At 59.6% G+C, this 19,129-nt stretch carries 14 protein-coding genes and 1 pseudogene; 8 read left to right on the forward strand and 7 right to left on the reverse strand.

What is annotated here, in order from left to right; translation table 11 throughout:
- Window positions 1–33: 33 nt before the first annotated feature.
- The 4 genes and pseudogenes from FBY01_RS27705 to FBY01_RS27720 form a co-directional block, all read left to right on the forward strand.
- Window positions 34–298: pseudogene (locus tag FBY01_RS27705) on the forward strand (ABC transporter ATP-binding protein); the annotation flags it as partial.
- Window positions 299–312: 14 nt separating this feature from the next.
- A complete protein-coding gene (locus FBY01_RS27710) occupies window positions 313–1,746 on the forward strand; it encodes an FAD/NAD(P)-binding protein (RefSeq protein ID WP_145310296.1) in 1,434 nt (477 codons plus the stop codon).
- Window positions 1,747–1,872: 126 nt separating this feature from the next.
- Window positions 1,873–3,369 carry a helix-turn-helix transcriptional regulator gene (locus FBY01_RS27715; RefSeq protein WP_145310293.1) on the forward strand — a complete coding sequence of 499 codons (1,497 nt, stop codon included), beginning with the start codon at window positions 1,873–1,875 and terminating at the stop codon, window positions 3,367–3,369.
- Between the two features lie 195 nt (window positions 3,370–3,564).
- A complete protein-coding gene (locus tag FBY01_RS27720) occupies window positions 3,565–3,819 on the forward strand; it encodes a DUF1652 domain-containing protein (protein ID WP_010459680.1) in 255 nt (84 codons plus the stop codon).
- A 491-nt stretch (window positions 3,820–4,310) separates the two neighbouring features.
- Here the strand turns inward: FBY01_RS27720 and FBY01_RS27725 are convergent, their stop codons facing one another.
- Window positions 4,311–5,426 carry a Gfo/Idh/MocA family protein gene (locus tag FBY01_RS27725; RefSeq protein ID WP_145310290.1) on the reverse strand — a complete coding sequence of 372 codons (1,116 nt, stop codon included), beginning with the start codon at window positions 5,424–5,426 and terminating at the stop codon, window positions 4,311–4,313.
- A 612-nt stretch (window positions 5,427–6,038) separates the two neighbouring features.
- On the opposite strand from FBY01_RS27725, the gene FBY01_RS27730 reads away from it, so the two are divergent.
- On the forward strand, window positions 6,039–7,586 hold the full coding sequence (locus tag FBY01_RS27730) for a TerC family protein (protein ID WP_010459687.1): 1,548 nt from the start codon (window positions 6,039–6,041) through the stop codon (window positions 7,584–7,586).
- A gap of 62 nt (window positions 7,587–7,648) precedes the next feature.
- On the opposite strand, the gene FBY01_RS27735 is transcribed toward FBY01_RS27730, so the two are convergent.
- The 5 genes from FBY01_RS27735 to FBY01_RS27755 all read right to left on the reverse strand — a co-directional run bounded on the left by FBY01_RS27735 (window position 7,649) and on the right by FBY01_RS27755 (window position 11,889).
- A complete protein-coding gene (locus FBY01_RS27735; RefSeq protein ID WP_010459689.1) occupies window positions 7,649–8,416 on the reverse strand; it encodes an SDR family oxidoreductase in 768 nt (255 codons plus the stop codon).
- A 45-nt stretch (window positions 8,417–8,461) separates the two neighbouring features.
- Entirely contained in the window at window positions 8,462–9,529 is a 1,068-nt protein-coding gene (locus tag FBY01_RS27740) for a phosphotransferase family protein (RefSeq protein ID WP_010459691.1), read from the reverse strand.
- A 144-nt stretch (window positions 9,530–9,673) separates the two neighbouring features.
- On the reverse strand, window positions 9,674–10,639 hold the full coding sequence (locus FBY01_RS27745; RefSeq protein WP_010459693.1) for a 2-hydroxyacid dehydrogenase: 966 nt from the start codon (window positions 10,637–10,639) through the stop codon (window positions 9,674–9,676).
- Window positions 10,640–10,740: 101 nt separating this feature from the next.
- Entirely contained in the window at window positions 10,741–11,337 is a 597-nt protein-coding gene (locus tag FBY01_RS27750) for a TetR/AcrR family transcriptional regulator (protein ID WP_077749703.1), read from the reverse strand.
- A 168-nt stretch (window positions 11,338–11,505) separates the two neighbouring features.
- On the reverse strand, window positions 11,506–11,889 hold the full coding sequence (locus tag FBY01_RS27755) for a tautomerase family protein (RefSeq protein WP_010459697.1): 384 nt from the start codon (window positions 11,887–11,889) through the stop codon (window positions 11,506–11,508).
- Between the two features lie 322 nt (window positions 11,890–12,211).
- On the opposite strand from FBY01_RS27755, the gene FBY01_RS27760 reads away from it, so the two are divergent.
- Together FBY01_RS27760 and FBY01_RS27765 are read left to right on the forward strand one after the other, a co-directional pair.
- Complete coding sequence (locus tag FBY01_RS27760) at window positions 12,212–13,492, forward strand: serine/threonine transporter (RefSeq protein WP_145310288.1); 1,281 nt, start codon at window positions 12,212–12,214, stop codon at window positions 13,490–13,492.
- Between the two features lie 225 nt (window positions 13,493–13,717).
- Window positions 13,718–15,379 carry a SulP family inorganic anion transporter gene (locus FBY01_RS27765; protein WP_010459701.1) on the forward strand — a complete coding sequence of 554 codons (1,662 nt, stop codon included), beginning with the start codon at window positions 13,718–13,720 and terminating at the stop codon, window positions 15,377–15,379.
- Between the two features lie 79 nt (window positions 15,380–15,458).
- On the opposite strand, the gene acnB is transcribed toward FBY01_RS27765, so the two are convergent.
- On the reverse strand, window positions 15,459–18,068 hold the full coding sequence (gene acnB, locus FBY01_RS27770; protein WP_010459703.1) for a bifunctional aconitate hydratase 2/2-methylisocitrate dehydratase: 2,610 nt from the start codon (window positions 18,066–18,068) through the stop codon (window positions 15,459–15,461).
- Window positions 18,069–18,476: 408 nt separating this feature from the next.
- On the opposite strand from acnB, the gene FBY01_RS27775 reads away from it, so the two are divergent.
- Window positions 18,477–18,947, forward strand: a complete 471-nt coding sequence (locus FBY01_RS27775) for a DUF1289 domain-containing protein (protein WP_010459705.1) — start codon at window positions 18,477–18,479, stop codon at window positions 18,945–18,947.
- The last annotated feature ends 182 nt before the right edge of the window (window positions 18,948–19,129 follow it).

Raw genomic sequence — 19,129 nt, forward strand, 5'->3', positions numbered from 1 at the left:
GCGGACTATCGCTCAGCGGAAACGATGAGTTACCTGGTCGCCATCGGCCGGGCGCTGATGACACGTCCTACTTTGGTACTGCTTGATGAACCCTCCATGGGTTTGGCGCCTATTATCGTCCCGGAGATTGTTGAGATCGTCGCGCAACTCAATCGTGCCGAGCAGGTGAGCTTTCTGATTGCCGAGCAAAACATTAACGTGGCACTCGACTACGCATCGACGGCTTACGTCCTCGATACCGGCCGAGTCGTTGCTGGCGCGGGGCGACCTGCCCGGTTTCTATTCAGGTAAACATTGACCAGTGAGAACGCCATGACTCAAACCCAGCGCGCACAGGCGACCGACGCCATCCGCCAGGCGGACATCCTGATCGTCGGCGGCGGCCTCAGCGGCGCGATGCTGGCGGCGCAGCTGTTGCGATTGCCTGGCAAGCGTTCGGTGCTGGTGATCGAGCCGCGCGCGGAACTCGGGCGCGGCGAGGCGTACAGCGCGGTCGAGCTGGGTCATACGCTCAACGGCAACGCTGCGCGCATGAGCGTTGACCCGGACAACGCTGACGACCTGACCCAATGGCTTACCGAACACATCGCGGCCGGTGGTTGGCCGGAGTCCGATGAGCAGCATGTGCCGATCAGTGAGTTGTTCCCGCCCCGGGGCCTGTTCGGGGTGTACGTGCAGCAGCGCTTGGCGCAAGCGCAGGCGGTGGGGGCGGTGGACGGTTCGACGGTCGAGCACGTGCGGGCCGAGGTGGTCGATCTGCAAACCGGGGATGATTCGGTATGGCTGACCTTGAGTGACGGGCAACGCTTGCAAGGCGCTTACGCGGTGCTGGCCACGGGGATGTTTCCCGCTGCGCGCACCCCGCAGACCGAATCCAGCGGTTTGAACGCTGCGGCGCTGGATCCGTGGGATGTCGCGGCCATGCGCCGGCTGGACCCGCAGTCGACGGTGTTGATCATCGGTTCGGGCCTGACCATGGTCGATGCCGTGGTGTCGTTGGAGCAGGCCGGGCATCGTGGCCCGATTGAAGTGTTTTCCCGGCACGGCTTGCTGCCGCACGTGCGTCGGCAGCCGCCGGCCTGGGTGGATTTTCTCGCTGAGGATCAGAGCATTCGCACGCCTCGACAGCTGGTGCGCGAACTGCGCCGGCATTGCCGGAACGCCATCGCTCAAGGCATCGACTGGCAGGCGCCGCTCGATACCGTGCGGGCGCATATCGGCCGGTTGTGGAATCAGGCGACGGACGTGCAGCGCCGACAGTTTGTGCGGCATGTGCGGCCCTGGTGGGAAAGTCATCACCACCGCTCGCCACCGTTGAGTGCCGAGTTGGTGGCGCGGCTGCACAAGGAAGGGCGGTTGCGGATCCAGGCGGCGTCGTTCAAAGGGCTGGAATCGACGGTCGAGGGGCGGGTGAGCATCCGCATCCGCCGTCGTGGCGAGGTTGAAACCACGGTGGTCAGCGGCGCAGCGTTGATCAATTCCAGCGGCATCGAATACGACTGGCGTCGGGTGGCCCGACCGCTGCCGCAACAACTGCTGGCGCGCGGGCTGATTCGCCCGGGGCCATTGGCGTTGGGGATTGCGGCGGCGGTTGATGGCGCGGTGCTGGACGCTGACGGACAGGTCGCCCAACGGCTGTTCGCCATGGGCCCGCCGTTGCGCGGCATGTGGTGGGAAAGCACGGCCGTCACCGACGTCGCCAGTCAGGCCAAAGCCCTCGCCGAACGCCTTGCCCGGCCGCTGTAGCGGCTATCGAGCCTGTGAGGCTGCGCAGTCAGTGCAGCTTCAGGTGCTTTGCACTATCCCAACCCCCTGCGGTCGTAATCTTCACAGAGCGGCGCATCACTGCGCCGCTGCACCCGTGGAGATCCAATGAGCCAGGACGTCCTGACCACCGAAGCCAATCGCCGTCAGTTGCAGCAAATCATCGCCGGTTTGTCCGATGGGGTGATTTTGCTGGAACTCGACCAGACCATTGTGTGGGCCAATGAAGCCGCGCTGGCCATGCATGGCGTCAGTCAGATCGGCGAGTTGGGCGCCAATGCCAAGGAGTACGCCAAGCGCTTCGCCTTGCGCTATCGCAATAATCACCCGGTGCCGCCAGAGAACTACCCGATCAGCCGCGTCGCCAAGGGCGAGACCTTCGCCGATGTGCTGGTCGAGGTGACGCTGGTCGACGATGAGGAACGCATGTGGGTTCATAACGTGCGCAGCATGGTCCTCGCCGACAGCGCCGGCGAGGCGGAGTCGCTGGTGTTGATCATGGACGATGTCACGGAATGGGCGAGCGCCGAGCAGCGTTTCGAAAAGACGTTCAATGCGAACCCGGCACCGGCGGTGATCTGTCGTCTCAGCGATTTGCGTTACATCAAAGTCAATTCGGGCTTCCTGGAAATGACTGGCTATGCCCGCGATCAGGTGATCGGGACTTCGACCTATGAGCTGGACATTCTGGACGGCGCCGAAAACAGGGACCTGGCCATCGAGCGTCTGCGCGAGCACGCCACGATCCCGCAGATGCAGGCTGAGCTGAAACTGCCTGAAGGCGGCAGCAAGCAGGTGATCGTCGCCGGTCAGCCGCTGGAGTTCAACGAGGAAGACTGCATGCTGTTTTCCTTCGTCGACATGGAGCCGCGGCACAAGGCCGAGGTTGCCCTGCGCCAGAGCGAGGAGCGGTTCGCCAAGGCGTTTCGCCTGACGCCGGTGCCGACGCTGGTCTGTGGTGCACAGGATCAGGTGGTGATCGACGTCAACGAAGCCTTCCTGGATACCCTCGCGTACCCCAGTGAAGAGGTGCTCGGAAAAACCGTTGCCGAACTCGACTTTATCGATGACAAGGGCGCGCGCACACGGCTTTTCGCGGCGCTGGAGAAGGCGGGAAGCCTGGATCGGGTCGATGTCAGAATCCGTAGGAAAGACTCGAGCGTGATTGACTGCACGGTGTCGGCCGACACCGTGAACATTCAGGACAACCCGTGCTACCTGCTGGTGTTGATGAACATCACCGAACGCAAACGTACCGAGCTGGAACTGGTGGCGGCGATCGAAGAAGTGATGAAAGACGCTTCCTGGTTCACCCGTACGTTGATCGAAAAACTCGCCAACGTGAAGAACATTAACTCGCCGCAGTTACCCAGCGTGTCCTTCACCGACCTGACCGCCCGCGAGCGCGATGTGCTCGGCCTGATCTGCGAAGGCCTGGCGGACAAGGAAATCGCGGCACGCCTGAAACTGGCGCCCAACACTGTGCGCAACCACGTGTCGACGGTGTATTCCAAGCTGGATGTGCACAGTCGCAGCGAAGCAATTGTGTGGGCGCGGGAGCGAGGTTTGTTCTCCAGTGAGTGGCGGCCCAAAGGCCAGCGTTAAGGTGCAAATGCACTAGACGAGGCAGTGCAAATGGAGGTTCTGGCGGGGTGCAGCAGTTCCTAACCTGTCAGGGTGCGAAACGGGCCTTTGGTCGGTATCGCGTCCTCTACGAAACAGCTTAAGGAACAGTCGTATGCTCGGCCAATTCAACCAGTTTTCAGTCGACGGGGTCAGCCGGCCCATGGGTGAATCGCAATGATTTATCTGGCGCAATTGCGTGCGCAACTGGAACAGCACTTTTCCCCGCTGGCTTGTGATTGCAGCGTGTCAGGGGACAACTCGGTGACGGTGAAGCTGTATCACCCGGCGTCGGGGCAGGTGGATCTGGTGGTCAGTGGGCTGAGTGTCGCTCACCTCAGAACGCCGGAAGCGGTCGCTTCGTTGATTGAGGAGCTGCGTTACGAGCTCGAAAGCAACAATTTGCATCAGAGGCAGGACTCGGTTTCGTAGCTGTCGTTTTTCAGTGTTGAAAACGAGTTAAGTGCCTTATTGACTGGCAACGGCGGCGGGCTAGGCTATAAGAAATGCGAGGGTATTATTTTCTGTGACCAATCCGCGGCTACGCGGTAGGGGTGTCGGGTCGCGGAAAGTGTCGATGACTTATCGCGGGACAGCCTATGAACAGTCTTGGGAAACGTGCTTTTTCGCCCCTGTCGCTCGCCTTTTGCGTAGCGATGCTCAGCGGTTGCGCCAGTCCGCCACCTCCACCGCCCGCCGCACCACCGCCTGTTCCGCAGCGCACCTGCGAAACCACTGAACAAACGGATGTGATGGGCGATGCAAGAGTGACCGAGGAAGTGACCCGGCAAACGAAAGTGACCCGTTGTGTCACTCAGTAGGTCTGAGTGACTGCTTCGTTGCTTTCTTCGTTGCTTTCTTCATGTGTTGAATGCGCAATGATCCGGCACCCTCACGGGTGCCGACACCTGGGGGCCTGAACCTCAGACATCCTCGATCCTGACCCAGCGTGACTCGCTTGCCGCCAACCGGATCGCCGTCGCCAGACGTTCAACTTCCCACGCTTGCTCAAAGTCAGTCCCGCCCTGGGAAAGGCCGGCCAGGGCCATCACCAGGTCATGTACCTCTAGCGTCTTGAGTTCGTTGTATCCCAGCTGATGACCCGCCGCCGGGCTGAACGCCGCGTAACCCGGCAGGTTCGGTCCGGCGAGCAAGCGCTGGAAACCGTCCTGGCCGGCGCGATACAGGCGCAGCTCGTTCAAGCGCTCCTGGTCGAACGCCAGCGTGCCTTCAGTGCCGCTGATCTCGAAGCTCAGGTGGTTCTTGTAGCCATGCTTGAGCCAACTGCTGCTGAACGTACCGCGTGCGCCGTTGGCAAACCGCAGCAGCGCGTGGACCTGATCGTCGACTGCAATGGGCCGTTGCTCCTGGCTGCCTGACGTCGCAGGACGCTGCCGGTGCACGGTTTGAGCGTCGGCGCACACTGATTCGACATCGCCCATCAGATAGCGCGCCATCGCCAGTAAATGACTGCCCAGATCCGCCAGCGCGCCGCCCGCGTGATCGGCATCGCAGCGCCACGACCACGGCGAAGCAGGATCGGCCATGAAGTCTTCGCTGAATTCGCCCTGAAAACTGATGAGCTGCCCCAGTTTGCCGCTGTCGATCAGCTCCCTGGCCAGCCCGATCATCGGGTTGTGCTGATAGTTGTAACCCACCCGCGTCACGATGCCCGCTGCGTTGGCGGCCTGACGCATCGCGTTGGCTTGCTGCAGATTCACCGCCAGAGGCTTCTCGCAATACACCGCTTTACCCGCCGCGAGGGCGGCCATGGCCATGGGGTAGTGGAGGTGATTGGGCGTAGTGATGGCGACCAGATTGACCTTGGGATCATCGATCAGCTGTTGCCAGTCGGTGTGAGCGGTTTCGAAACTCCAGGCGTCGGCACAGTGCCGTGCACGATGTGGATCGACGTCGGCGAGGGCCGCCAGCCTGAGCTTCAGCGGGAGCTCGAACACCGCGCTGACATTGCGAAAGGCCAGGGCGTGGGCCCGACCCATGAAACCTGTGCCGATGAGTCCGATACCGAGTTCGCGCATAGCTGGGGGCCTTTTGAGATTTTTGTTGTTGGGACGCTATTTATGGAATATAAATTCTTAAAATGCAATTGGTGGAATAATAATTCGTTATATGTATGGGATCAGCGAAATGGCAACAACGCTATGCGCTCAGTAAGCGGTGCTGGAAGGTGAGGGGGCGAGTCATTGGTGGAATATTCGGTGGACCACTCTTGCTGATCTCTTTTACCACTCTGTCAGATTCTGAAATAACTCGTCTCGTATGAGGCGCTCCGAAACATTGTAGGATCTCATCCCCCATTTCTTTCAGGTCTATATGAACACCCTCCTGGAGCCTCCCAGTCGCTTTTTTCAATCCACACCCTGTATCCATTCGGCCTTCGCTATTCGGCGCAGGTCTCGCTTTCTAATATCGCTTAACCTCGAAATCCCGGCTGCAGGTTGCTCAGTGATGTCCTTCTCCAGGACTGACCGTGCCATCTCGAAGGGTTCACTTCCTTGCCTGCGCTCGGTGAAACCTTTCTTTCTTGCGCCATGTGCCCTGAACATCGCATCCGCTCCGTCGAGCAGGCGTTCGTGTGTTTCTGCCATTCACTCATTCGCCCCCACTCTACGAGAGACTGAATAATTCCTATGGAATGGATTGCTGATCCCACGGCCTGGCTTGGCCTGCTGACCCTGATCGTGCTGGAGCTGGTGCTCGGCATCGACAACCTTGTGTTCATTGCCATCCTGGCTGACAAGCTACCGCCAGAGCAGCGAGATCGCGCGCGTGTCATCGGGCTGTCCCTTGCATTGCTGATGCGTCTTGGCTTGCTCGCGAGCATCTCCTGGATGGTCACCCTGACCGAACCTTTGTTCGAGGTCTTCGACAAGACGTTCTCGGGCCGGGATTTGATCATGCTGTTCGGTGGTGTGTTCTTGTTGTTCAAGGCCACCATGGAATTGCATGAGCGACTTGAAGGGCATGTGACACAACGCACAGGCAATGCGGCCTATGCGATGTTCTGGCCTATCGTTGCGCAAATTGTGGTGCTGGATGCCGTCTTCTCGCTGGACGCTGTGATCACTGCCGTGGGCATGGTGGAGCACTTGTCGGTCATGATGATCGCTGTGATTTTCTCCATTGGCTTGATGATCATCGCAAGCAAGCCATTGACCAATTTCGTCAACGGGCACCCCACCGTCATCATGCTCTGCCTGGGTTTCTTGATGATGATCGGCTTCAGCCTCACCGCTGAGGGCCTTGGCTTCCACATTCCGAAAGGCTATCTCTACGCAGCGATCGGCTTCTCGATCCTGATCGAGTTGTTCAATCAGGTGGCTCGCTCACGCCGCAAGAAGAGTGTGCAAGGTCATCGCCCTATGCGTGAGCGTACCGCGCATGCCGTTTTGCGTTTGCTGGGTGGCCACAAGCTGGGGGCCGATGAAGTCGGCGAGGAAATCGCAGACATGCTGTCAGGTGCAGAGGCCGAGCAGGTTTTCCATCGACGGGAGCGCGTCATGATCAGTGGCGTGCTGCAGTTGGCGGAACGCCCGATACGCGGCGTCATGACTCCGCGTGCGGAAATCGACCATATTGACCTGGCCGATTCTGCGGAAAAAATCCGCACCCAGCTGATGCACTCGCCGTACTCCCGATTGCCGTTGATCCGCAGTGGGCGCGTTGATGAACCTTTGGGGTTCGTCCACAAGAAGGAGCTGCTCAAAGAGCTGTTGGCCGGGCACCAGCCCAACCTGGAAACCATTGCCCGCCAGGCCATCAACTTGCTGGACAACTTCTCGATTCTCAACGCACTGGAACAGATGCGCAAAGAGTCGACTCACATCGCGTTCGTGGTGAACGAATTCGGTGACTTCATGGGTATTTTGACCATGACCGACATTCTCGAATCCATCGCGGGTGAGCTGCCGGATGCCAGTGAAATTGAAGGCCCGAACATCGTTGTCGAGGAGGGAGGCTTCCTCGTCAGTGGTGCGCTGAATCTCAGCCAAATTCGCGAACACATTGGCTTCCAGGCTAAAGCGACTGATGACTATCAGACGCTCGCAGGGTTGGTCATGAGCTTGCTGGATCGTCTGCCGGTCATTGGCGACAAGCTCGATTGGCAGGAGTGGAGCATGACCGTTGTGGAGGTCGAAGAACGACGAGTGACGAGGGTGCGATTGCGTAAAAAGTAAGCCGGAGTCCGCTCGGCAAAAGGCAGCCCTGAGGCTGCCTTTTGTTCATCCTGATCAGTCAATCAGGACAAGAATCCGCCATCCACATTCAACGAAACCCCGGTCGTGTAGCTCGACGCATCGCTGGCGAGGTACAGCACCGCGCCGGCCATCTCGCTCGGATCCGCTACGCGCTTGAGCGGGATCTGCTGCAACGCGGTCTTCAGGATCGCGTCGTTCTTCACCAATGCCGACGCAAACTTGGTGTCGGTCAGGCCCGGCAGCAGGGCGTTGCAGCGGATGCCGAACTGCGCGCATTCCTTGGCGAACACCTTGGTCATGTTGATCACGGCGGCCTTGGTCACCGAGTAGATGCCCTGGAAGATGCCCGGAGAGATGCCATTGATCGACGCGACGTTGATGATGCTGCCGCCACCGTTTTCGCGCATCAGTTTGCCGGCTTCGACCGACATGAAGAAGTAGCCACGGATGTTGACGTCGACGGTTTTCTGGAAAGCGCCTAGGTCGGTGTCCAGTACGTTGCAGAATTGCGGGTTGGTCGCGGCGTTGTTGACCAGGATGTCCAGGCGCCCGAACTGTTCCTTGATGCCGGCGAAGACCTGGCTGATCTGTTCCATTTCACCGATGTGGCACGCGACGGCGGTGGCTTTGCCGCCGGCGGCGATGATGGCGTCGGCCACGTGCTGGCAGCCGTCGAGCTTGCGGCTCGAGACGATGACGTGGGCGCCTTGCTGGGCCAACAGTTTGGCGATGGCCTCACCGATACCGCGGCTGGCGCCGGAGACGAAGGCGATTTTGCCGTCGAGGTCGAACAAGTGAGTCTTGGACATGAGGTTTCCTTGTTATTAGGGCCCGGAATGTAGTTAAAGCCGCGATCAGAGCGTAGATTTCTGGATGACTTGCAGGCTCATCTGCTCCAGCAGTTTGTTCATGTGAATGAACTGCGCGAAGCGTTTGTCCTGGGTCTGACCGTGGAAGAAACGGTAGTAGATCTGCTGCACGATGCCGGCCAGGCGGAACAGGCCATAGGTGTAATAGAAGTCGAAATTGTCGATCTGGATGCCAGAGCGCTGGGCGTAGTAATCGACGAATTCGCGACGGGTCAGCATGCCCGGAGCGTGGCTCGGCTGGCGACGCATCAGTTGCACCGGCGCCGGGTCTGTGGCTTCGATCCAGTAGGCGAGGGTGTTGCCGAGGTCCATCAGCGGGTCGCCGAGGGTGGTGAGTTCCCAGTCGAGCACGCCGATGATTTGCATCGGGTTGTTCGGGTCGAGGATCACGTTGTCGAAGCGGTAGTCGTTGTGGACGATGCTGGAGGTCGGGTGGTCGGCCGGCATCTTGTCGTTGAGCCAGGCCTTGACCGCCTCCCACTTTGGCGCGTCCGGCGTCAGGGCTTTTTCGTAGCGATCGCTCCAGCCCTTGATCTGCCGTGCCACATAACCTTCGGGCTTGCCCAGGTCGCCCAGGCCAAAGGCCTTGTAGTCGACACGATGCAGTTCAACGAACTTGTCGATGAAGCTTTTGCACAAGGCTTCGGTTTTCGCCGAATCCAGGCCCAGTTCCGGTGGCAGTTCCGAGCGCAGGATGATCCCGTTGACCCGTTCCATCACGTAGAACTCGGCGCCGATCACCGATTCGTCGGTGCAGTGCACATAGGCCTTGGGGCAATACGGAAAACCGTCGCGCAGTTGATTGAGAATGCGAAATTCGCGGCCCATGTCGTGTGCGGACTTGGCTTTGTGGCCAAACGGCGGCCGACGCAGGACGAACTCCTGCTCCGGGTATTCCAGCAGGTAGGTCAGGTTCGACGCTCCGCCTGGAAACTGGCTGATCTGAGGCAAGCCACTCAAGCCCGGAATGTGGGCCTTGAGGTACGGATCGATCAGGCTGGCATCGAGTTCTTCGCCGGTGCGGATACGGGTGGACTGGTCAGTAAGCGCCATGCTTATCCCTTCTGCTTATTCTGGAGGCCTGCGATTATTGGCTAATCTAATGCGCGCACCCGGCACCCACAACCACGAACGGCCCTTATAGGTGAGCGTGTTGCCGGGCAATCATTGCTTTTGATACACCTGTTTGAATGACCCTCAAGGCGCAACCTTACTCAGTGAGGCCGGCAGGGCAATGGGCGTCAACACGGGACTGCCGGAGAAGAATGCCACCAGGTTACGACCCACCAACTCCACGGTGCCTTGCGTTGCCTCCGGAGACAACCCTGCGACATGCGGCGTCAGGATCACGTTGGTCAGCGCCTTGAGTGCCTCCGGCACGTGAGGCTCGGCATCGAACACATCCAGGGCGGCACCGGCAATGCGTCGTTGCTCAAGCGCAGTGACCAGGTCTGCCGTGGCGATCACCGAGGCTCGGGCGATGTTCACGACGAACCCTTTGGGGCCCAAGGCATCAAGGACGTGTTTATTGATCAGGTGTTTGGTGCCCAGGCCGCCAGGGGTGGCAACGATCAAAAAGTCCGAGGCACGAGCCAGTTCGGTCGGTGTCGAGCAGAAGGTATAGGGGACGTCGCTGCGATGCTGGCGGTTGTGGTAACTCACGGTCATGTCGAAGCCGGCGGCGGCGCGTTTGGCGATGGCCATGCCGACCGCGCCGAGGCCGAGGATCCCCAGGCGCTTGCCGGCCAAGGAGGGGCGCATGATTTTCGGCCACTCGCCGCGGCGTACTGCTGCGTCGCAACGGGGAATGTCGCGAACCAGCGCCAGCAACATCGCCATGGCATGGTCGGCCACTGAAGAGGCGTTGACGCCGGCGCCATTGGTGACGGTGATGTCCCGGTTGGCGGCGGCTTGCAGGTCGACGTGTTCGTAACCGGCACCGATCACGCAGATGATTTTGAGGTTGGGCAGGGCGGCAATTTCATCGGCGTACAAGCCCAATGGACCGCGAGTCAGTACCGCATCAATCTGCGGGCCATGCCGTGAGATGGCGGCGGCGCGCTCGGCCGGCGTCGGGGCCAGAATCAGGTGAAAGCCCTGATGTTCGAGAATCGGCAAGTAATCGTTGATGGTTTCAACCAGTACCAGAACGGTTGCAGGCATGCTGAGCTCCTGTGGGGATTGAATGTCGGATCTCGAATGTTGCTTCAGATTGCTGATTCCAGAGGAGTTTAGCAACGACCGGGGATTGCACACGCCGTTGATCAGACTGATTCACCTTGGGAGGTCAGAAAATGTCGGGCGGCGTCTAGAATCTCATCAGACAGTTCATCCCCCCGCGTGGCGCGAGCCAGGGTCAGCGCGCCGACCATCAAGGAATAATCCACCAAGGCTTGCTGGCGATTGGCTTGGGGCTGATCCGAGCCCATCAAAGGGGTGAGCATCTGCAACAACGCTTCCAGCCCCTGGGTGTAGGTCTGGTGCAAACCGCTTTCGGCGGTTTCATGGCACATGTCGCCGGCAAACGCCGTGACCGGGCAGCTTTCGCCCGGGTTATCGCGGTTGGCCGCCGACAGGTAGGGCGCGATGATGCTCGTGCGGGCCGAGACGCGGTTATCGTTGGCGTCGATTTTCTGCTTCCAGCGTTCCATCGACTGGGTGAACGCCCGGGTGCAGGCCTCTTTCGCCAGCGCTTCCTTTGAGTCGAAATGACCGTAGAACCCGCCGTGGGTCAACCCGGCCGCGCCCATTACATCGACGACGCTGATCCCGTGCAGGCCGCGCTCGCGAAACAGTCGCGTGGCGGCTTCGACGATGATCTCGCGGTTGAGTTCGGCTTGTTTGCGAGAGACTCGAGGCATGGCGGCTCACAGGTAGGGAAGGTGTTTAGATGACTGGCATCATAAGGAACTGTCGAGCGCGTGTCAGTGAATGACTTTCGCGGCAACAGTCGGCCCGGTCGAAGGATGTTTCTATCCCGATTGAGAGATGTCCTCCGAGACCTTGTAAAACGCCAGGCGTGGCGGCAATCAGTTGGCGTATTGAGCGATTCCATTGCCGAATGACCAGTTCTCGGGTTTGCCTTCCACCAGATTGATGAAGACATCTTCCAGGCGAACACCCAGTTCAGCGTTGAGGCTTTCGGCGATGGTCTTGTAGAGCAGTTTTTTCTGCTCGAGGGTGCGGCCTTCCCGCAAGGTGATCTGGATGATCACCAGGTTGTCCGTGCGATTGATGCCCATGTAAACGGGGTCAAAGATGAAGTGGTTCTCGTCGTGTTCGGCGAGGATCTGGAAGTTATCGTTCTCGGGGACGCCAATGGTGGCATGCATGGCAGCGTAGATCAGTTTGCCGATGCGCTTGGCGAAGGTCGGGTCCTGGTTCTTTTTGATATCGACGCGAACGAGTGGCATGGGAGGTCTCCGTAAAAGAGGGCTGCCGGTCAGTAGGTGATTTGAAATTACATGACGCTAATCCTTCATCGAATAGATTTATCAAGACATCTATTTAATTTGATGCAAGAGCGCCACGGGAGCAAGTGTAGGAGAGCGCCACAAAGGCACGCGCCCACTGGGTCTGGATCTGATCCGCACAACCACTCCTCAGCTAAGTCTTTGCTTCTGTTCATTAATCCCGGACAATCGCGCCCCTGTTTCGGCCAGGGCGCTGCCCGTCGGATTTTTCCGACTCGTCCTGACCGGGTAGCAAATGACCGGAATGCGGAGATCCCACCGGATGAATGATCAGGCCAATAGCGTCGACGAACGCTATGTAGCGGCGACACCAGCGACTCTCACTAGCTGGAATCGCCATGACACCACCTGGATGCTCGGCCTGTTTGGCACGGCCATCGGAGCCGGTACTCTGTTTTTGCCGATCAACGCGGGCCTGGGAGGTTTCTGGCCGTTGCTGATCCTGGCGGTGCTGGCATTCCCGATGACCTTTTATGCGCACCGTGGCCTGACCCGCTTTGTGTTGTCCGGCCGCGAAGGCGCGGACATCACCGAAGTGGTGGAGGAACACTTCGGCATCAAGGCCGGTGCGTTGATCACCTTGCTGTACTTCTTCGCGATCTTCCCGATCCTGCTGATCTACAGCGTGGCCCTGACCAACACTGTGGGCAGTTTCCTTGAACATCAACTGCACATCATGCCGCCCCCGCGCGCCGTGCTGTCGCTGGTGCTGATCCTCGGCCTGCTGGCGGTGGTGCGTTGTGGCGAGCAGGCGATCGTCAAGGCCATGAGCCTGATGGTGTACCCGTTCATCGTGGCGCTGCTGTTTCTCGCGGTGTTCCTGATTCCGCACTGGAACGGTGGCATCCTGGCCACGGCGTCGACCCTGCCTGAACCGTCGGCGCTGCTGCACACGCTGTGGTTGGCCATTCCGGTGATGGTGTTCTCGTTCAACCACTCGCCGATCATTTCGGCGTTCGCGGTGGACCAGAAGCGTCGTTACGGCGAACACGCTGAAGAACGCAGTTCGCAGATCCTCTCCCGCGCCCACCTCTTGATGGTGGCGATGGTGCTGTTCTTCGTCTTCAGCTGCGTGCTGACCCTGTCGCCGGGGCAGCTGGCGGAAGCCAAGGCGCAGAATCTGTCGATCCTGTCGTACCTGGCCAACCACTTCAGTAACCCGACCATTGCCTTTGCGGCGCCGTTGATTGCGTTCGTGGCCATTTCCAAGTCATTCCTGGGCCACTACATCGGCGCCAGCGAAGGCCTCAAAGGCTTGATCGTAAAAAGCGGCAAACGCCCGGCGCCGAAGACCCTGGACCGCATAACCGCCGCGTTCATGCTGGTGGTGTGCTGGATTGTCGCGACCCTGAACCCGAGCATTCTCGGCATGATCGAAACCCTCGGTGGCCCGATCATCGCCGCGATCCTGTTCCTGATGCCGATGTACGCGATCCGCAAAGTGCCGGCGATGGCGCGCTTCCGAGGTCAGGCGTCCAACGTCTTCGTGACGGCGGTGGGGCTGGTGGCGATTTCGGCGTTGATCTATTCGCTGACGGCCTGAGCACTGCTTTGATCATTCCCACGCGGGGCGGGGGAACGATCAGGGAACGATCAGGCATAAATAAACGCTGCTCATCTTTCGATGGGCGGCGTTTTTTATTGCGTAGAAGAACGCACACCCCTGACCCAGCGCACCCGTCCCCCAGGATTAGCGGCTAAGCTTGCGGCTGCATCAGCGCGTCGTAGACCGTTTGCCGCAGATTGACCCTTTCTCTGGAGACGCTTTATGGCAGGTGCCCCCGGCGCATCGGTGCAACCCCGTGCCGATACGCCCAACCGCTGGCTCGACGTTATGGCCGGTGTGTCGATTGCCGGTTTGTTGTTGCCCGAGGCTGTTGCCTATTCCAGCATTGCGGCGTTGCCGCCCCAGGCCGGGGTGATTGCGCTGTTTGCCGGGTTGCTGTGCTACGGACTGTTCGGCACCAGCCGTTTTGCCATTGTTTCCGCGACTTCATCTTCGGCAGCGGTGCTGGCCGCCGCCACCGCCACGCTGGCCAACGGTGATTCGGGGCTGCGCATGACGCTGGCGATCGGCCTGGTGCTGGTGACGGGTGGTTTCTTCCTGTTGGCCGGACTGTTCAAGCTTGGCCGCGTGACGTCATTTATCGCCAAACCGGTACTGCGCGGCTTTGCATTGGGCCTGGCCGTGACCATCATCCTCAAGCAACTGGCGAGCATCGTTGACGTGCACTTGAGCAATGGCAACCTGATCCGTTTCCTGCCGCAACTGCTGGAGCAGTGGGCGCAGTGGAATCGGGTTGGCTTGCTGGTCGCCGCGGTGGCGCTGCTGGTGTTGTGGGTGTGCGCACGTTTTCGGCGATTACCGGGAGGCTTGCTGGTGGTGGCGCTCGGCATTGCCGCCGGCCAATGGCTGAACCTGCCGGCCTACGGAGTGAAACTGATCGGTGTGATCGACCTGAGCCTTGAAGTGCCCCGGCTGCCGGTGCTGCCGTTTGCCGACTGGCTGCACCTGGGGGAATTGGCGTTTGCCATGGTGATGATTCTGTATGCCGAATCCTATGGATCGATTACCTCGTTTGCACTCAAGCATGGCGACCGGGTTTCCTCGAACCGCGACCTGCTGGCCCTCGGGGCGGCCAATCTGCTGTCAGGCCTGTTCCACGGCATGCCGAGCGGCGCCGGTTACTCCGCGACGTCGGCCAATGAGGCGGCCGGTGCCGGTTCACGCCTGGCCGGTGTGGTTGCGGCGGGGGTGGTGTTGCTGATTGTCTTGACCGTGTTGCCCTGGATTGCCTTGACGCCAGAACCGGTGCTGGCGGCCATCGTCATTCATGCACTGGCGCGCGGCTTGAGCCTGCAGCCATTGGGTCGGTATTTCATCTGGCGTCGCGACCGCTTGCTGGTGATCTGCGCGGTGGCCGCCGTGTTGGTGCTTGGCGTGCTGGACGGCTTGCTGGTGGCGGTGGTGATCAGCGTGGTGCTGATGCTCAAGCAGATGTCTTCGGCGGATATTCAAGTGCTGGGGCAAATGGGTAACGGCCATGATTATGTTGACCTGCAGCGCCATCCCGATGCCCGGGCAATCCCCGGCGTGCTGATCGTGAGGCCCAGCGAGGCGCTGTTTTTCGCGAACGTGGAGCGCATTCTGAGTGGCGCGCTGCACCTGGCCCGGCACGCGGAGCCGCCGGTGCATACGATCATTCTCAGCCTGGAAGAATCCCCCGATCTGGACGGCACCAGTATCGAAGCGCTGGAAGCGTTCTTTATGCAGGTGCGGGCGCTGGACATGCTGTTGATCCTGGCGCGGCTCAAGCACGAAGCCAAAGCGGTGCTCGCACGGTTACCGACGCAGGAAATGGAGCAGGTGATTCTGAGTGGCCTGAGCGTCGACGGCGCGGTGCAACAAGCCCTCAAGCCATCCACATAACTCCTGTGGTAGCGGGCTGCGGGCATAAAAAAACGCCGCTCATCTCACGATGGGCGGCGTTTTTTATTGCGTTGCAGCGTTAGGCTTGAACGACCGGGATGTTGGCGTTCGCAGCAGCTTCACGGAACTCGGCGATCTGGTCGAAGGACAGGTAGCGGTAAACGTCGGCCGCCATGCTGTCGATCTTGCCAGCATATTCCATGTACTCCTCGACGGTCGGCAGGCGACCCAGGATGGAAGCAACGGACGCCAGCTCGGCCGAGGCCAGGTAGACGTTCGCGCCGTCACCCAGACGGTTCGGGAAGTTACGGGTCGATGTCGACACCACGGTGGAGTTCGGCTCTACACGTGCCTGGTTACCCATGCACAGCGAGCAGCCTGGCATTTCCATGCGAGCGCCGGCCTTGCCGTAGATGCCGTAGTAGCCTTCTTCGGTCAGCTGGTGAGCGTCCATTTTGGTCGGCGGCGACAGCCACAGACGGGTTGGAAGCTGACCTTTGACCTGATCCAGCAGTTTACCGGCAGCGCGGAAGTGACCGATGTTGGTCATGCACGAACCGATGAACACTTCGTCGATCTTCTCGCCAGCAACGCTGGACAGCAGACGGGCGTCGTCCGGATCGTTTGGCGCGCAGAGCACAGGCTCTTTGATGTCGGCCAGGTCGATTTCGATGATTTCAGCGTATTCGGCGTCAGCATCGGCAACCATCAGCTCAGGGTTGGCAACCCAGGCTTCCATCGCTTGAGCACGACGTTCCAGGGTACGCGCATCGCCGTAGCCTTCACCGATCATCCAGCGCAGCAGGGTGATGTTGGAGTTCAGGTACTCGGTGATGGATTCTTTCGACAGCTTGATGGTGCAACCGGCAGCCGAACGTTCAGCCGAGGCGTCGGACAGCTCGAAAGCTTGTTCGATGCTCAGGTTGTCCAGGCCTTCGATTTCCAGGATGCGACCGGAGAATGCGTTCTTCTTGCCTTTCTTCTCGACGGTCAACAGGCCAGCCTGAATCGCGAAGTAAGGAATGGCGTGAACCAGGTCACGCAGGGTGACGCCCGGTTGCATTTTGCCTTTGAAGCGCACCAGGATCGATTCCGGCATGTCCAGCGGCATGACGCCAGTGGCGGCGGCGAACGCTACCAGGCCAGAACCGGCCGGGAACGAAATGCCCATCGGGAAACGGGTGTGCGAGTCACCACCGGTACCGACAGTGTCCGGCAGCAGCATGCGGTTCAGCCAGCTGTGGATGATGCCGTCGCCCGGACGCAGGGAAACGCCGCCGCGGGTCATGATGAAGTCTGGCAGGGTGTGGTGGGTGGTCACGTCGATCGGCTTTGGATAGGCCGCGGTGTGGCAGAAGGACTGCATCACCAGATCGGTCGAGAAGCCCAGGCACGCCAGGTCTTTCAGTTCGTCACGGGTCATAGGACCGGTGGTGTCCTGAGAACCGACGGTGGTCATCTTCGGTTCGCAGTAGGTGCCAGGACGAACGCCTTTGCCTTCTGGCAGACCGCACGCCTTGCCGACCATTTTCTGTGCCAGGGTGAAGCCTTTGCCAGTATCGACAGGCGCTTCAGGCAGCTTGAACAGATCGGTAGGGCCCAGGCCCAGTTCGGCACGTGCCTTGTCGGTCAGGCCGCGACCGATGATCAGCGGAATACGGCCGCCAGCACGAACTTCGTCCAACAGTACCGGGGTCTTCATTTCGAAGGTGGTCAGGACTTCGTCAGTGCCGTGTTTGCAGACTTTGCCAGCATGCGGGTACAGGTCGATCACGTCGCCCATGTGCATGTTGGTCACGTCGAATTCGATTGGCAGTGCGCCGGCATCTTCCATGGTGTTGTAGAAGATCGGAGCGATTTTGCTGCCGAAGCAGAAACCGCCGGCACGCTTGTTCGGCACGAAAGGCACGTCGTCACCGAAGAACCACAGCACCGAGTTGGTGGCGGACTTACGCGAAGAACCGGTACCGACCACGTCACCGACGTAGGCGATCGGGAAGCCTTGACCGCGCATTTCTTCGATCTGCTTCATCGGACCGGTGACGCCCTGGGCGTCAGGCACGATGCCTTCACGGGCCATTTTCAGCATGGCGAGGGCGTGCAGCGGGATGTCCGGGCGGGACCAGGCGTCCGGAGCAGGGGACAGGTCGTCGGTGTTGGTTTCGCCGGTGACCTTGAACACGCGCAGGCTGATCTTGTCGGCCAGCACAGGGCGGTTCTTGAACCACTCGCCGTCAGCCCAGGATTGCAGCACGCCTTTAGCGTGTACGTTGCCGTTCTTGGCTTTTTCAGCGACGTCGTGGAACGCGTCGAACATCAGCAGGGTGTGCTTGAGTTCTTTGGCAGCGACTGGCGCCAGTTCGGCGTCGTCCAGCAGATTGACCAGAGTCACGATGTTGTAGCCGCCCTGCATGGTGCCGAGCAGTTCAACAGCGCGTTTCTTGTCGATCAGAGGGGAGGTTGCTTCGCCTTTGGCGAGGGCAGACAGGAAACCGGCCTTTACATAGGCTGCTTCGTCCACGCCTGGCGGAATGCGATTGGTGATCAGGTCAACGAGGAAAGCTTCTTCGCCAGCCGGGGGATTCTTCAGCAGCTCGACCAGGCCTGCAGTTTGTTCGGCGTTTAGCGGCTGGGGAACGATACCCAGTGCTGCACGCTCTTCGATATGTTTGCGGTAGGCTTCAAGCACAGTTATTACCCTCATCAGTGGTCCCAAATGGGTGTCCGGGACGCTCATCCCGAAATTGCCGTACTCATGCGCTGCGTGGCGTTGTGGGCCACTTAGCCAGAATTACCGACAATTCCTTACAGAAGCTGCTTTCAAAGTTTTACGCCTGCAGAACGGGGAGCTGATGAGGGTTGGCGTAGAGCTTTTCCCCGCTGGAAAAACCCTTCGCCAACTCCGCTCTGAAGGAACGACTGTGCTCGTGACGCTTTGAAAACAGCTTCTAACGGACATTGGCGCCTTAAAAGGCTGGCTGATTCTACGGCAAAAAAAAATTAAAGGTAAGTTGGCCCCTCAAGATTGAGGGGTGATCAATGTTAGACAAAGGGCTAACATGCCGGCCTGTTCTGCTTTCCCGTGTCCTCCTGACCTATGCCCAATCAGACCATCAAGACCCCCTGCGTCGGCCTCTGTTCCACTGTTTACGGTGATCTGGTGTGCCGTGGCTGCAAGCGTTTCCACCATGAAGTGATCAACTGGAATGGTTACAACGAGGAGGAAAAGCGCGCGGTATGGCTGCGTCTTGAGCAGTTGTTGTCCCAGGTGATGGCCAGCAAGCTGGAAATTTTCGACCCGCAGCGCCTGCGCTTGCAACTGGAGCAGCGCAAGATCCGCTTTGTGCCGCATCAATCCGAGTATTGCTGGGCTTATCAGCTGATCGCCCGTGGTGCGCGGGTCATCAATAACCTGGAAGCCTACGGGATGGTGCTGATGCCGGAGTTTCGCGACTGGAACCTGCCGGAATTGCGTGACGCCATTGATCGGGAATTCTTTTTGCTCTCTGAGGCGCATTATCAGCGCTACATTGCGCCGGGGTTTCTGAAAGACGCTTTTGGCGGCTGAACATTAAGTGCTTCGCGGGCAAGCCTCGCTCCTACAGGTTTTGTGTTGATCACACCCGTTGTGTCCGACACAAACCCTGTAGGAGCGAGGCTGATCTGGCCTAATAATTCCGGACACCTCTTAAGGGCGATATGATTTCGCCAATTTGGAGGTTCCATGAAAGAAAGAAGAGTCTTTTCCCG

This window comes from Pseudomonas sp. SJZ077, from assembly GCF_007993905.1.
Taxonomy (GTDB): Bacteria; Pseudomonadota; Gammaproteobacteria; order Pseudomonadales; family Pseudomonadaceae; genus Aquipseudomonas; species Aquipseudomonas mandelii.

Coding starts and splice junctions, on each gene's coding strand:
- FBY01_RS27755 (WP_010459697.1), bottom strand. CDS start 11,889: ATGCCACTCGTTCGCGTCGATATCAAAAAGAACCAGGACCCGACCTTC.
- FBY01_RS27750 (WP_077749703.1), bottom strand. CDS start 11,337: ATGCCTCGAGTCTCTCGCAAACAAGCCGAACTCAACCGCGAGATCATC.
- FBY01_RS27720 (WP_010459680.1), top strand. CDS start 3,565: ATGATTTATCTGGCGCAATTGCGTGCGCAACTGGAACAGCACTTTTCC.
- FBY01_RS27735 (WP_010459689.1), bottom strand. CDS start 8,416: ATGTCCAAGACTCACTTGTTCGACCTCGACGGCAAAATCGCCTTCGTC.
- FBY01_RS27715 (WP_145310293.1), top strand. CDS start 1,873: ATGAGCCAGGACGTCCTGACCACCGAAGCCAATCGCCGTCAGTTGCAG.
- FBY01_RS27745 (WP_010459693.1), bottom strand. CDS start 10,639: ATGCCTGCAACCGTTCTGGTACTGGTTGAAACCATCAACGATTACTTG.
- FBY01_RS27730 (WP_010459687.1), top strand. CDS start 6,039: ATGGAATGGATTGCTGATCCCACGGCCTGGCTTGGCCTGCTGACCCTG.
- FBY01_RS27740 (WP_010459691.1), bottom strand. CDS start 9,529: ATGGCGCTTACTGACCAGTCCACCCGTATCCGCACCGGCGAAGAACTC.
- FBY01_RS27765 (WP_010459701.1), top strand. CDS start 13,718: ATGGCAGGTGCCCCCGGCGCATCGGTGCAACCCCGTGCCGATACGCCC.
- FBY01_RS27725 (WP_145310290.1), bottom strand. CDS start 5,426: ATGCGCGAACTCGGTATCGGACTCATCGGCACAGGTTTCATGGGTCGG.
- FBY01_RS27710 (WP_145310296.1), top strand. CDS start 313: ATGACTCAAACCCAGCGCGCACAGGCGACCGACGCCATCCGCCAGGCG.
- FBY01_RS27760 (WP_145310288.1), top strand. CDS start 12,212: ATGAATGATCAGGCCAATAGCGTCGACGAACGCTATGTAGCGGCGACA.
- FBY01_RS27775 (WP_010459705.1), top strand. CDS start 18,477: ATGCCCAATCAGACCATCAAGACCCCCTGCGTCGGCCTCTGTTCCACT.